At 35.7% G+C, this 13,637-nt stretch carries 14 protein-coding genes; all 14 read right to left on the bottom strand.

Features of this window, described 5'->3' with window-relative positions; translation table 11 throughout:
- Positions 1 to 18: 18 nt before the first annotated feature.
- The 14 genes from MKX29_RS17680 to MKX29_RS17615 all read right to left on the bottom strand — a co-directional run bounded on the left by MKX29_RS17680 (position 19) and on the right by MKX29_RS17615 (position 13,609).
- Positions 19 to 831, bottom strand: coding sequence for a histidinol-phosphatase (locus MKX29_RS17680; protein ID WP_341106829.1), 813 nt, complete (start codon positions 829 to 831; stop codon positions 19 to 21).
- Positions 832 to 1,035: 204 nt separating this feature from the next.
- The gene (locus MKX29_RS17675) at positions 1,036 to 1,683 is read right to left on the bottom strand and encodes a peptidoglycan DD-metalloendopeptidase family protein (protein ID WP_445662709.1); all 648 of its coding nucleotides are present in this window, start codon (positions 1,681 to 1,683) and stop codon (positions 1,036 to 1,038) included.
- A 294-nt stretch (positions 1,684 to 1,977) separates the two neighbouring features.
- Positions 1,978 to 3,276 carry a hypothetical protein gene (locus tag MKX29_RS17670; RefSeq protein WP_251161937.1) on the bottom strand — a complete coding sequence of 433 codons (1,299 nt, stop codon included), beginning with the start codon at positions 3,274 to 3,276 and terminating at the stop codon, positions 1,978 to 1,980.
- Entirely contained in the window at positions 3,251 to 3,802 is a 552-nt protein-coding gene (gene sigX / locus MKX29_RS17665) for an RNA polymerase sigma factor SigX (protein ID WP_095372719.1), read from the bottom strand. Before sigX ends, MKX29_RS17670 begins: the two co-directional genes overlap by 26 nt.
- 117 nt (positions 3,803 to 3,919) lie before the next feature.
- Positions 3,920 to 4,069 carry a hypothetical protein gene (locus tag MKX29_RS17660; RefSeq protein ID WP_341106824.1) on the bottom strand — a complete coding sequence of 50 codons (150 nt, stop codon included), beginning with the start codon at positions 4,067 to 4,069 and terminating at the stop codon, positions 3,920 to 3,922.
- Positions 4,070 to 4,229: 160 nt separating this feature from the next.
- The gene (locus MKX29_RS17655; RefSeq protein ID WP_224936084.1) at positions 4,230 to 6,005 is read right to left on the bottom strand and encodes an ATP-binding protein; all 1,776 of its coding nucleotides are present in this window, start codon (positions 6,003 to 6,005) and stop codon (positions 4,230 to 4,232) included.
- Entirely contained in the window at positions 6,002 to 6,718 is a 717-nt protein-coding gene (locus MKX29_RS17650; protein WP_341106822.1) for a response regulator transcription factor, read from the bottom strand. Before MKX29_RS17650 ends, MKX29_RS17655 begins: the two co-directional genes overlap by 4 nt.
- A 122-nt stretch (positions 6,719 to 6,840) precedes the next feature.
- Positions 6,841 to 8,028 (bottom strand): c-type cytochrome biogenesis protein CcsB, encoded by a 1,188-nt coding sequence (ccsB, locus tag MKX29_RS17645; RefSeq protein WP_224936083.1) that lies wholly within the window; start codon positions 8,026 to 8,028, stop codon positions 6,841 to 6,843.
- A gap of 2 nt (positions 8,029 to 8,030) precedes the next feature.
- Positions 8,031 to 9,674 (bottom strand): cytochrome c biogenesis protein ResB, encoded by a 1,644-nt coding sequence (gene resB / locus MKX29_RS17640; protein ID WP_281202307.1) that lies wholly within the window; start codon positions 9,672 to 9,674, stop codon positions 8,031 to 8,033.
- 19 nt (positions 9,675 to 9,693) lie between these two features.
- Positions 9,694 to 10,218: a thiol-disulfide oxidoreductase ResA gene (gene resA, locus MKX29_RS17635; RefSeq protein ID WP_224936081.1), complete on the bottom strand. Its 525-nt coding sequence runs from the start codon at positions 10,216 to 10,218 to the stop codon at positions 9,694 to 9,696.
- 134 nt (positions 10,219 to 10,352) lie between these two features.
- On the bottom strand, positions 10,353 to 11,084 hold the full coding sequence (gene rluB, locus MKX29_RS17630; RefSeq protein ID WP_224936080.1) for a 23S rRNA pseudouridine(2605) synthase RluB: 732 nt from the start codon (positions 11,082 to 11,084) through the stop codon (positions 10,353 to 10,355).
- 266 nt (positions 11,085 to 11,350) lie between these two features.
- Positions 11,351 to 11,881, bottom strand: a complete 531-nt coding sequence (locus MKX29_RS17625) for a spore maturation protein (RefSeq protein WP_095372713.1) — start codon at positions 11,879 to 11,881, stop codon at positions 11,351 to 11,353.
- Positions 11,882 to 11,886: 5 nt separating this feature from the next.
- Positions 11,887 to 12,474 (bottom strand): nucleoside recognition domain-containing protein, encoded by a 588-nt coding sequence (locus MKX29_RS17620; protein ID WP_095372712.1) that lies wholly within the window; start codon positions 12,472 to 12,474, stop codon positions 11,887 to 11,889.
- Entirely contained in the window at positions 12,467 to 13,609 is a 1,143-nt protein-coding gene (locus tag MKX29_RS17615) for a D-alanyl-D-alanine carboxypeptidase family protein (RefSeq protein ID WP_341106818.1), read from the bottom strand. The genes MKX29_RS17620 and MKX29_RS17615 overlap by 8 nt, the downstream gene beginning before the upstream one ends.
- Positions 13,610 to 13,637 lie beyond the last annotated feature (28 nt).

Genomic DNA, 13,637 nt, shown 5'->3' with positions numbered 1-13,637 from the left:
CACTAGTCATCATTATTCCTAGCCTAAAGGATATTCTTTACGTTCACCTTTTGAAAAAGTCATGATGGATGAATATCCAATTTCCTTTGCTAATGCAAGCGATTGATCAAAGTCTGCACCAACATGCTCGGGAAAATGAGCATCAGATGATAAAACGATTGGTATATTCTTCTCAAAACATTTTCGTAATAATCTTGGATCTGGATAAAGCTCACCCACAGGTTTTCTTAAACCTGCACTACTAATTTCCACGCATGTTTTTGATTGTGCTAAAGCATCAGTTGCTCTTTCGTATTGTTCTAATAGAAACTCTTCATCTTGTGGAACATACTTAAAAATCTTCACTAAGTCAATATGGCCGACAATATCAAATAGATTAGATTGAGCCAAAGTAACTATCTGATCATAATATTTACGATATACATCATAAAGATCGCGTCGTTCCCATTCGTTTTTGTATTCAGCTAAATCTATGCCAAAGTCACCTACCCAATGGACAGAGCCAATCACATAATCAAAATCATATGATTGAATGAATTTTTCCATTTCCTTATGCTTTCCAGGTGTATAATCCATTTCAATGGACATCTTTACATCTATTTCTTTATTCCATGCTTGGTGAAATAATGAAACATAATTCTTCATATCATAATATCGTCTTTCATTCACCCATTTATTTTGCAGAATATCTGCTGTTTGGTAAAAGTGATAAGCATGTTCAGAAATACCAAATGAACCAATATTTTTATTATTAGCCTCGTTTGTAAATTGTTCTAAATAGTCTAATGTAAGTGTACCGTTCTCTAAATGATTATGATAATCCGTTAACATTTTGCCTGCCTCCTCAATTGTATGTAACAATTATACGCCTTAAAAGAGGCATGGACAATGAGATTTAACTATTTTTTTAGAATAATCAATACTTAAATGGCGTCAAACTATTTTGATCGAAAAATAGATACGATTTTAAAAAAAATACAACCTTTTATTTATTTTCATATTAAATGTACGTGCTTTGTATGTATTCCTTTCCATTTAGGGAACCTGTAATATTTGATTAGGATATATGTTTTCTGTCCGCAATCCATTCTTATTTACCAATTCTGCTACCGTCACATTATACCTTTCACTAATCGACCATAATGTATCTCCTGTTTTCACTTCATACGTATCCATATGAGGTCCGTTCATTTTTCCTGAAACAAGCATCGTATCCTCATCGTGATTAAATACTAAAAAAGGATCAAGCGCATTCTCCTTAGAAAAGGTCCACTCGTTTGCGTGAACTTCAAAATGCAAATGTACACCTGAGGAATCACCGGTATTGCCCATTTCTCCTATTGTATCGCCTGCTGAAATCACTTCACCTTCCAATACTAAACGCTTTTTCAAATGAGCATAAATGGTTTCTGTATCGTTATTATGCTGTATAAACACAACATTACCATAGGTATCAGAGTAATATGATCTTGTAACTACTCCACTATCCACTGAGTGAACAGGTGTACCTATCTCAGCAGCAATATCAATCCCTTTATGATGTCCTCCTCTAGTTCCATATGTATCTGTGATGACCCCTTCTACTGGCCATACCCAATTTTTTGTTTTTTCTGGCCAAGAGTCTGCTAAAGCATTTTTTTCACTACTGAATATAAAAAAAAGAAAACATATACTTCCGAACATGAACAAACGGCCTACTTTATACTTCAAAACTTTGCCTCCTAATGCGTTCTATTATATAGACAAATTAATTACTTCTATGATTACGACAAATCCTGCCAAAAAACACATCCATTACTATGTACGAGTTTTTAAAAAATATGTATATAAAAATTAATTTTTCTTTTTTTAATGGCACCTTATTTTTAAATTATAGTTATGAGTATTTTACTTTTTTCAATATTACCTTTGTCAAAAGCGCAAAAAGTTGGTAATATTAGACTTTTACAGTCATAATTACCAACTCTTGATTCTTTCTTATGGTAAATCCCTTTTATTAGGTGCTACTGGCACTTGAATTTCTTTTTCTAAATCAAATCGACCAATTTGATCAATTTCGGTATTTTCCAACTTAACCTCATTATATTCAAATTCCTTGGCCGTTAATAGAATCGCTTCAATCGTATATAAAGTTTCCTCATCATTCTTTATATCGGCATCATCTTCAAAAGTAATTAATAATTGTTCATCGGAAACGACTTCCGTTTCAAAGTCTATGTCATTAGGTATAGAAGCTTTCAGGTTATAAGTTTCAATCCCTTTTTTCATTGCTGCAAAAGCATCTGTCACCGAGTTTATTTTTTCTCTAAACGGAACAAGGAAAGGCGTTGTCCATTCTTCGTTAGGATAGTAAAAATAGTAAGCAGATTTATTAGACGTATCAACTTGATCTATTTTTTCTGTAAAGCCTTCATTTCCCATCTCTACCCCTTGTTCACCATCTGTTAATAAATCGATTTTCTCTATATTAAAATCAGCCATCATATCCGTTAATATTTCTTTAATAGCTTCTGATTGACTGCTTGATGAAATATTTGTTGCAGCAGGAAAATCTACTGCTAGCACTTGATTTGATGTATCATAATGAAAGTCCGCATTAAATGGGTTTAGCTCCCCTAACCCCCATTCAGCTTCTTTTAAATCTGACATATGATTTATGAATAATTCCATTTTAGAAAGATCTGCTTCTTTATTTACCATCACACTAATCGGAATAAAATTTTGAACATTATGATCCGGTATAGAATATGTTAAAACTTCCTCTTGATCTTTAATATCTTCCGCATAGACTGCAGTTGGTTCAATTTGCTGTGTCACTGGTTGCTCATTATTATCATTGGCAGTGGTATCTTCTGACTGGTCATTTTGAGCATAAATATCCCCCGTCTGATCTATATCTTCTTGCGGATCTACCTCTTCATCCTTTACTATATCTTCTGTATTTCCTTGCGTATGATTACTCTCATCATTTGTTATCTCATCGTTTTCTTCCTTTTGTTGAGTCGCATTCGATGCCAATTGATTCTCTTGCTCGCTATCATCTATATTACTTCCGGCTGAATCTTGAAAATTAATCATGGTCGGAACGAGAATACATAACAGTAAAACAGCAACTGCAGAGGCTACAGATGGGGTTAACCACCTTTTTCTTTTCTTCTGCTCTTTATATATCATCATTTGTTGATACATATCTTGCTTACTTATGTGGTTGGTGATTTTAGGAAGTTGTTTCAATAGTTCTTCGATGTGATCATCTTTCCAATCTTGTTTTTTCACTATTTAACCCCTCCTTTTCCCACATGTCAGACATGTTTTTCTTCAGAGCCTTTAATGCTCTGTGTTGCGTAGTTTTCACTTTACTTTCCGTCCAGCCTAGAGTTGCTGCCGTCTCAGCAATGGATAATTCTTGAATATATCTCATTATAATAACCGTTCGCTGGTCTACTGAACACTTTTCCATGCACCGATAAATCATTTGGATTTCCTGACTCTGCATAACTACTTCCTCTGGCATAGGGTGCTCATCTTTAATCTGTTGCTTTGACCAATCAAATTTTTCAATTATTTTTTGTTTCCAGCCTTTTTGTTTTCTAAATGAATCAATGGCCACATTCCTTGCAATTGAGAATAACCATGTTTTTTCACTACTCTTGCCTTCGAATTTATCATATGACTTCAAAACTCTTATATATACTTCTTGCATAAGATCTTCTGCCAGCTCTCGATCTCTCACCATATAAAATAAGAATTGAAATACATCCTGATGGTATTTTGTATATAATTCATCGAAAACGGAGTCCAATAACTTCCCCTCCCCGTTCATAAATAATAGTCGTTATTAGAATTAAAAAAGTTACACTCTAACTATAGTATTAATGAAATTAAAATGGAAGGGTTTCTTGAGGAAATCTCTTCTTGCTTATTTCGCTTCTGTTTGCCTTTTAGAATCAAGCTGTTTTCTGACATGAATGGTTTGCCATATACAATCTATTTTCTGAATCATCACATATCTAGCTCTTTTATCCTTGTTAGAGAAAGGATTCAAACGATGGCTTTTTGTTAACCCCATGTGGTATTGACATCATACGTATAAAGGAAAACAAAAAACCGAACACGCACTCTCATTTAGGAGTTTCATGTCCGGTTTTTTTGAATTGCAGTTACTTTTTTTCTTTTTATGATTGGAATGTTCCTTATGAATCAAGAGAATTCGTCAAGAACAGCGCTGATCATTCATGACTTTTCGGAAGAAAGATGGAAAATGTCGTACCATGTCCAATTTTACTCTGAACAGTGATTTGCCCCTTATGGGTATCGACAATATTTTTGGCGATTGCGAGGCCAAGTCCTGTTCCAGATCTTCCTCTTGTTCTTGCTTTATCTGCTTTATAAAACCTTTCAAATACAAATGGTAAATCTTCTTCTGGGATTCCAGATCCAGAGTCAACAACCTCTATCATTAGTCCTTTTTCGTTACTACGCTGAACGACAGTGACTTGTCCACTTTCTGGAGTATGTCTAATAGCATTATCTATCAGATTGGTCAACACTTGCTCCATACGATCAGGATCAAAGCTTGCCCAAACCCCTTTATCTTCCAATGACTCAGCCAATATAATTTTCTTTTCAGCCGCCAGTCTTTGAAACTTTCTGGTGACTTTTAGAATAAATGATTTTACTTCTACAGCTTCACGAATAAGCTGAATATGCCCAGCTTCCATTCTTGCGATATCTAGTAGTTCATTCACAAGTCTACTCATTCTTAACGATTCATCATAAATAACCTTAGCCATTTCTTTCTTTTCATCCTCAGTACCAGCGATGTCATCGACAATTGCTTCACTATATCCTTGCATTAAAGCAATTGGTGTCCGTAATTCATGAGAAACGTTGGCGATAAAATCTTTGCGTAATTTATCAAGTTGCCGTTCCTCTGTCATATCACGGATAACTGCAACTGCACCCCGAATAAAGGTTTCATTATATAAAGGGCTAATAACCATTACCCAAGTTCGCCCTTGAATATTTACTTCACCTATACTCTCACTTTCTGTATTTACAGCTGTTTGGAACAATTCCATTACATAAGCAGGTACACTATCAACGAGACCATCTTCACGTTCATAGGACCAATGACGCAGAAAACGATCCGCTGGTGGATTTGTTATCACAATTTCACCATCTTTACTAAAGGTGAATACACCATCTGCCATACTGCTTAAAATACTAGATAATTGTTCTTTCTCTTGACTTAAAGCATCAATATTATATTTCAACTGCCGGCCCATCCGATTAAAGGTAATCGCTAGATCACCTATTTCATCTTTAGAAAGATAAGGTACTTTTGTATCAAAATTCCCTCGTGATGCTGCTGTGACGGCTTCTTTCATTTTCCTAAGTGGTGCAGTAATCCTCGTTGACAAGAAGAAGGCAAAAATAGTTGTTAAAATAATCGCTACCCCAGCGGCTAATAAAGTAAACTTAGTCGTTGACTCTGTTGTTTCTTGCATAACCTCCAAAGATTGATATATAAATACTGCACCATCATTTTCATTTGATGGCGGAAGTGGGACCCCACTAATCAGTATATCAGGATTATCTATATTTCCTTCTCCACCATCCGTTAAATAAGAAGAAACCTTAGTAACTGATTCATTTTTTGTAAAAACAGCTTTTAAATCTGGATCACCATGTAAATAGGATAGTGGCAACTCAAATGTTTGATTTTCATTGGGAGAATAGTACACTTGATCATCAGCAATAATAATTACTTTTGTCACTTCATCTACTAATTCCCAAGCAATTTCCAGTCCTATTTCACGATCATGTTTTTCCAAGATCAATGCTATTTTATTGGCAGTTGCCTTCAATCCCTTTTCTGTTTGATCAATATGATAATTCTCAAAGAATTGCAGCAACATAACCGTTAAAATAAATAAGACAAAGGAGACCAGTATAAGAAAAGTTGCCCATAGTTTCCCTACAACACTATGCCATAACCTCATTCATTTACAACCTCAAACTTATAACCCACTCCCCAAACAGTAACAATCATTCTAGCAGCTTGCTCGGATACTTTGTTTAATTTTTCTCGCAACCTTTTTACATGTGTGTCTACTGTACGCAAGTCACCAAAGAATTCATAATGCCATACTTCTTTTAATAACTGTTCACGATCAAATACTTTATCTGGTGCTTTAGCCAAAAAGTAAAGCAACTCATATTCTTTAGGAGTCAAGCTTACTTCTTTACCATCCGCTAATACACGGTGGGCATCATTGTCTATTGTTAAATAAGGAAAGACAATGATATCTTTAGCAGTCGTTTCTGGTGGGACATAAGAAGATTTAGATGACCTTCTTAGTAATGCCTTCACTCTTAAAACTACTTCTCTAGGACTAAAAGGCTTGACGATATAATCATCTGTACCTACTTCAAATCCTTGAACGCGGTTTACTTCCTCTCCTTTTGCCGTAAGCATAATGATTGGTGTTGTTTTCTTTTCTCTTATTTCTTTACAAACTTCTATCCCATCTTTACTTGGCATCATTAGATCTAAAAGAATGACATCATATTCATTTGTTAGGGCTTTATCTAGTGCCTCGTCACCATCTTCTGCTTCTTCAATAACATAGTCTTCTCTCTCTAAATACATTTTTAATAATCGGCGAATTCTCTCTTCATCATCAACAACTAAAACTTTTACTTCATTATCCATTTATAGCACTCCTTTAGAATGAAGATTATTTTCATAGAAAAAAGCCTTCACTCCACTACATGTGAAGTGAAGGCATAAAATCTAGCACTACCTTAATGCTCAATTCTATTTTAGCAAAATTTTCACGATCCTGCATAGGAATGCAACCCGGCAATAACTAAGTTGACAACAATTAAGTTAAACATGATAATAATAAACCCAATTACACCGAGCCAAGCAGATTTTTTACCATGCCAACCTTTGGATAATCTGAGGTGGAGGTATGCTGCATAGAATAACCAAGTAATTAATGCCCACACTTCTTTAGGGTCCCAGCCCCAAAATCGCGACCAAGCGATCTGTGCCCATATCATGGCAAAAATTAACGCTCCTAATGTAAACACCGGAAAACCAATTAGGACAGACCGGTAACCTACTTCATCGACTAAATCTAAATTTACTCTCTTCGTTAGTGGTTGCAACGCTAGTGTCATTCGTTTTCTAACAAATAACCTAAATAGCAAATAGATAATTGCTCCTGTAAACAATGACCATAAAACAGTATTTAACTTTTTGGCATTAATGATACCAGGAGTCTCCACCAATGGGCTAAATTTATCCGGCGTTAAATGTTCACCTTCATGAGGCCCAACGAGAGCAGGTAAGTGATATTCTAACGTTTCTTCTACATTATTATTATCAATCCAATGAAACTCTGACTTGTAGCCTGTTGCCCCAAATACGGAAGAAATGATAATGAAGCCAAGTGTACAAACAACCCCAAAGAGAACAACTTCTAACCAGATTGCCTCTTTTGTTTTTTTCGTATGATCCACTGCTTTGATTAAATAGATTAAGCCAGCAACAAAGCTAATCGCTAAAATCGCTTGTCCTAACGCTGCTGTTGTTACATGGATATGAAGCCAATTACTTTGAAGAGAAGGGACCAATGGTGTTATGTCTCTTGGGAACATGGCAGCATACCCAATAAGGAGAAGTGCCACTGGTAATGTAAATAACCCAAGGGCAGGAAGCTTATAAACAAAATAAATGACAATAAACGCCCCAACTAAACACATGCCAAAGAATGTTGTAAACTCAAATAAATTACTTACTGGTGCATGTCCAGCTGCTACCCATCTTGTAATAAAATAACCTACTTGACATATAAATCCGGCAATTGCTATCGTAACACCTATTTTTGCCCACTTATTTGGTCCATGATCTTTTTCTCTTGCTTTCTTGTCCTTAATCGAACCGGCAAAAAAAGCTGTGCCTACTAAATAGAGCAAAAAGGCGATAAATAATAAATTTCCACTTAATGCAACCATTATTACTCCTCCTTACCCTTCTTATTTGTTGTTTCATCTGATTGGTCAATCGGTTCTTGAATACCACTACCATCAAATACATGGGTGATCTCTCGCTTAAGTCCGTGCCAGTTTTTATTTGTATGACCCGCAACTAAAACTTGATCTCCTAACCTTCTAATCCATATTCTGCGATGGTTCCAGTATGCACCTTGCACAACACCAATCATGAAGATGAGACCACCTATAGCTAGAATAGGGAGTGTTAAGTCTTTTCTTACGGTCAAAGCACTAACATTTTGCGTGTCTACTCCTTTAAAGGCCATCTTTAAGTCATTATCACCATATGGTTCAATCGTTTGTTGAATAGCAACGAAGCTAACTTCTCCATCAGGATGTTCAGGTGAGAACATTTTAAAGATAAACGCTGGGTTGTTCGGCACGCGTGATTTCGTGACTGGCTCTGAATTTTCATCAAATTCAAAATCAGGGAAATAGCTCATTAGCTCAACACTGTATCCATTTTCAAATGTATATTCATCTTGTGGGTTATGTAAATCAATCGTCATTTGACCAAATTCTTCATTTGTTTCTTTATTCGTTAAAGCAAACGACATTTCGCTTATCTCACCTAATTTATAGCTTTGTTGATAGAGAGCAAACTGTTCAAACTTTAAAGGTTCATTTACCCTTAATTCGTAATCTTCTACCTTTTCTAGTTCTGGGTCTTGTCCTGCAATTGTTTCTCCAGATTCTTTGTAAAGGCTCACATTTGTTTGAAAGTTCTTCGCGACTGTACCATTGTTTTCTATCGCTGTTGTAAACGCTTCATTTTCTTTTTCTTTTTCATAAGTTTCTAGAATAAATTCGTGATTTTCCAGATAATACTCGCCTTTTGTTTCTGGGATAACGACTGTTTCACCTTCACGGATCCATAGCAATTCGTCAACATACATCCCAGGCACAAAACGCAACATGCCTCCAATTAAAAAAATGATTAACCCAATATGGTTTATATAAGGGCCCCATCTTGAAAATCGGTTTTTCTCAGCAAGTATACTCCCATTCTCTTCTCTTATGTTGTAGCGTTTTTCCTTTAATTTCACCTTGATTTTCTCAAATGAATCCTCTTCAATAGAAGCCAAGGTTGTGGCTCTATATAATCTTTGTCGTTTTAAAAACCCTTCATGCCGATCGACTCTTTGTTTTTTCAAGGCACGATATAGAGGTACGACACGGTCAAGACTACATATAACCAGAGATACGCCAATTGAAGCAATGAGTAATAAATACCACCATGAGCTATACAGGTTGTGAAACCCTAACGTATAATACACTTCCCCAGCAAACCCATATTGATCCTCATAATAAACGGATGCATTTTCTGTAGGCGGTATATACATTTCTTGTGGGAAAATGGTACCAATTGCTGAAGCGGCTAATGTAATAATGATTAAAGTTACCCCTACTTTAACAGAAGAAAAGAAGTTCCATATTTTATCGATGATTGTTTTGTTATACGTTTGTGACCTTCTCGCACTGCCTTCATAACGCATATCAACGAGCTTTTTACTTTTCTCTTCTTCTACTAACACACGACCGCATGATTCACATAGGACTGTACCATGAGGATTTACATGGCCACATTCACACTTTACTTGTTTCATCATAAAAACTCCCCAATAATTACGGTTTGATTTGCGTCATAAAATCTTTTACCATTGGTTCGGTCAAAGTCCCCGTATGATATTTCACTACTTCACCTTCAGGATTAATGAGAAAAGTCGCAGGCAATGGACCGATGCCATATGCTGCCTTTACATCTTCATTTTTATCAATGACTACTGGAAAATTCATGCCATGTCTTTCAATAAACTTGTTCACTGCTAGATTCGATTCACTTATGTTTACTGCGATTGTTTGAACCCCTTGATCTTTAAATTGCTCATATTGATTGTTGATAAATGGCATTTCTTTTTCGCAAGGCTTACACCAAGTACCCCAAAAGTTCAAAAAAACGCCTTGGCCTTTATAGTCAGATAATTGATGTTCTTTTCCATCCATATCGACTAATACAAAATCAGGAGCTTCTTTACCTATTTGTACTTTATGCACATTATCCTTATTAAAGTTTGCATATAGCGTGTAAGCAACGGCTGCAAATAGAATCACTAATATCGCTGTCCTCATAACGAGCCGTCGTTTTTTCATAAAAAATTCCTCCCAAAGTTAAGACACAAATTTTTAGCATTATTTTAACAATTTGGTATTTATTATATCACTAGTATGAAAACAGTCCTTGTAAACGGTGTGAAGGAAATGTGACAACTCTATGACTTTTTCATTTATTTACCTGTACTCTTTTTAGCTAATGCCCTAAATTGCTTTACTTCATGTGCTGTAAGTTCTCTTGCGTCACCTGCTGACAGCCCGTTCAATTGAAGGAATCCATATCTTTCTCGTTTGAGCTTTTGCACTTGATGACCTACAGCCTCAAACATTCTTCTCACTTGACGGTTTCTGCCTTCGTGAATCGTTAATTCGATAATCGCTGTTTGTTTTTGTTTATCACTACTAAGCACTTTTACTCGTGCAGGAGCCGTTTTTCCATCTTCCAAGCGGACACCTCTTTGTAAATGATTTAAACTTTCTTTAGAAGGAATGCCCTTTACTTTCGCTACATATACTTTTTCAATTTCATTTCTTGGATGCATAAGCAAGTTCGCGAATTCACCATCATTCGTCAATAATAATAATCCTGATGTATCATAATCTAATCGACCCACTGGATAAATTCTTTGTTTCACATGTTCAAAGTAATCGGTTACCACTTTTCTACCTTTGTCATCCGCAACACTTGATAATACACCTCTTGGCTTATATAGAAGAAAATAAACCGGCTCTTCACCCTCAACCGGGATACCATCGACTTCGACTTTATCAGAAGGTGTCACTTTCACCCCTAATTCTTTTACAATCTTACCATTAACCTTTACACGGCCATCTACAATTAGTTGCTCCGCTTTTCTCCTAGATGCAACCCCTGCATGGGCTATGACTTTCTGTAATCTTTCCATTATCAGTCACCTCAAAATCTCTATTACTGTCCATATGAATTATGCCATAAGTTCAAGTTTTTTCAAAGAGCGCATTTTTTAACCAAATTGTACATTTTTAAACTAAGTATACAATAGTTATTCCCTTCTTTTTGAATTTGAACAGTTAGTAGGCAATTCTAACATAAAAGAAGCGTTGTAGTAAGCTGTTATCACAATGCACAAAAAAAAGCTGAACAAATGATCCTCATTTGTTCAGCTTCCTCATTTATAAATAAAAGACTACATTATGAAAAGACAAGTAATACAATAAGGATGGCAGCGATAAAACCTGCTAAGTCTGCTAATAGACCTACTTTCAACGCATCACCCATCTTCTTAATACCGACTGCGCCAAAATAAACAGTCAATACATAAAAGGTTGTATCTGTACTCCCTTGAATGACAGATGCCATTCTTCCAATTAATGAATCTGGTCCGTGTTCAGCTATTAAATCAGTCGTCATTCCTAAGGCTGCATTACCTGATATTGGACGAATAATAGCGAGCGGAACAACATCTGCTGGAATACCGATAGCCACAAATAATGGCCTGATGAAATCAAGGAAGTATTCTAATGCACCTGATGCTCGAAAGATTGCAATAGCTACCATCATACCTACTAAAAAAGGAATGATTGAGATAGCAATTTTAATCCCATCTTTCCCACCTTCTACAAAACTCTCATAAGTCGGTACTTTTTTAAACGTCGCGTAGACCAATATAAAACCTATAAGTACGGGAATAAACCAAAGAGAAATTAAAGATACTATTTCCATCTATCTCATCCTTTTCGTGATCTCCTGTAATAAAAGTATCTATCAATCAAAATAGCGGAAATGGTCGAACAAATTGTCGCTATAAGGGTAGGACCAACGATGTCAGTTGGACTAGCTGACCCGTAATTCATACGGATGGCGATAATTGTTGTTGGAATTAATGTAATACTAGATGTATTTATGGCAAGAAATGTGATCATAGAACGACTTGCTTCTGTACTTTCACCATTTAATGCTTTTAATTGTTCCATTGCTTTAATCCCTAGAGGGGTAGCAGCATTCCCTAAGCCGAACAAATTGGCCATCATATTCGATAATATATAGCCCATTGCCGGATGATCTTTCGGTACATCCGGAAAAAGTCTTGATATGAATGGTTTAAATAGTTTAGCCAGCTTGTCTAACAAACCTGCATGTTCGGCTATTTTCATCATTCCTAGCCAAAAGACTAATATGCTGATTAAACCAATACATAATGTGACTGCTTCTTTTGCCCCTTTAAATATCGCTTCATTTACATCACTTATCGTTCCATTAATCATGGCAAAAACGATACCAATGATCGCTAATCCTGCCCATATTACATTAATCATGTTGTTGTACTCCTAATATCCTTATAAACAGATGTTTAAAGTAATCAAAAAATCTTCCTTTTTCTTCTTTTACTCCATCCTGATTATAGTGAATAGGCAAAGTTTTAATTGCTTCATCATTTAAGTAAACAACTGCTTTTCCTACTATTTCAGGTGATTTTTCACCTTTTCTCCAACTCTCTTTCGGTTCAATAAAATTATATTTAATCCGAAAAGATTCTTTCTCTTTTTCAGTTACCGGGTACGAAAAGGAAGAGTGTAGTGATACTTTATCTTTGTAGAAAGCATATTCTACTCCCTTAATTCTCCCTTCGCTCAATACTTCAACTTGTTCATATTGATCAAATGCTCCCTCATACATGGCAATATGATCATTCCAATCATCCGGTCCATTTAACGTAACAGCAATTAGATCAAGATTGTTTTTTGTCGCTGTTGTTACTAAAGTCCTTTTTGCTCTTTTTGTATAACCAGTCTTTCCACCAGTTGTATATTTATAAAGCTGGGTTAATAAACGATTTTTATTATTCCAGCTATAATCTCTGTTTTCAGATCGATACGATTTTGTCCCTGCTATTTTTTGATACGTCTCATTTTTCATTGCATAGCGAGTAAGCAACGCCATATCATAGGCAGTTGAATAGTGATTTTCATGATCATCCAGCCCATGTGGATTTTCAAAATGCGTATTTGTCATGCCTATTTCTTCAGCCTTCTGATTCATTAAATACACAAAGCCATCTAAGCTTCCACCTACATACTCTGCAATCGCAACTGCCGCATCATTACCCGAGCGAAGCATTAAGCCATAAACTAAATCTTCTAGTTTGATTTCTTCCCCCGGTTTTAAGTAAATGGATGAGCCTTCTACTTTTAAAATCGTATCAGTTACTTTTACTTTTTCGTCTAGCTTATTTGATTCAATCGCCAATACTGCTGTCATAATTTTTGTTATACTAGCTATCCGATTTTTATCATTGGCTGCCTTATCATAAATGATTCTACCTGATTCCTGTTCGATTAATACTGCATTTCTAGCACTAACAGAGGGTTTCGCCTCTACTAGTTGTGGACTTAAACTAAGCAATAAGGTGGACATTATGAGAATAGTGATTAGGTTTTTCCATTTCTTCATCGCACAAACCCCGTCTCATTTTATGGTT

This window comes from Cytobacillus sp. FSL R7-0696 (assembly GCF_038006865.1).
GTDB classification, from domain to species: Bacteria; Bacillota; Bacilli; order Bacillales; family Cytobacillaceae; genus Cytobacillus; species Cytobacillus kochii.
This window is presented reverse-complemented; position numbering and strand designations above follow the sequence as displayed.

What these genes read in the sequence shown, in the direction of transcription:
- rluB (WP_224936080.1), bottom strand. Translation starts at nt 11,084, where the DNA reads ATGGAAAGATTACAGAAAGTCATAGCCCATGCAGGGGTTGCATCTAGG.
- MKX29_RS17655 (WP_224936084.1), bottom strand. Translation starts at nt 6,005, where the DNA reads ATGAGGTTATGGCATAGTGTTGTAGGGAAACTATGGGCAACTTTTCTT.
- MKX29_RS17675 (WP_445662709.1), bottom strand. Translation starts at nt 1,683, where the DNA reads ATGTTCGGAAGTATATGTTTTCTTTTTTTTATATTCAGTAGTGAAAAA.
- MKX29_RS17615 (WP_341106818.1), bottom strand. Translation starts at nt 13,609, where the DNA reads ATGAAGAAATGGAAAAACCTAATCACTATTCTCATAATGTCCACCTTA.
- MKX29_RS17620 (WP_095372712.1), bottom strand. Translation starts at nt 12,474, where the DNA reads ATGATTAATGTAATATGGGCAGGATTAGCGATCATTGGTATCGTTTTT.
- resA (WP_224936081.1), bottom strand. Translation starts at nt 10,218, where the DNA reads ATGAAAAAACGACGGCTCGTTATGAGGACAGCGATATTAGTGATTCTA.
- ccsB (WP_224936083.1), bottom strand. Translation starts at nt 8,028, where the DNA reads ATGGTTGCATTAAGTGGAAATTTATTATTTATCGCCTTTTTGCTCTAT.
- MKX29_RS17650 (WP_341106822.1), bottom strand. Translation starts at nt 6,718, where the DNA reads ATGGATAATGAAGTAAAAGTTTTAGTTGTTGATGATGAAGAGAGAATT.
- MKX29_RS17625 (WP_095372713.1), bottom strand. Translation starts at nt 11,881, where the DNA reads ATGGAAATAGTATCTTTAATTTCTCTTTGGTTTATTCCCGTACTTATA.
- resB (WP_281202307.1), bottom strand. Translation starts at nt 9,674, where the DNA reads ATGAAACAAGTAAAGTGTGAATGTGGCCATGTAAATCCTCATGGTACA.
- MKX29_RS17680 (WP_341106829.1), bottom strand. Translation starts at nt 831, where the DNA reads ATGTTAACGGATTATCATAATCATTTAGAGAACGGTACACTTACATTA.
- MKX29_RS17660 (WP_341106824.1), bottom strand. Translation starts at nt 4,069, where the DNA reads ATGGGGTTAACAAAAAGCCATCGTTTGAATCCTTTCTCTAACAAGGAT.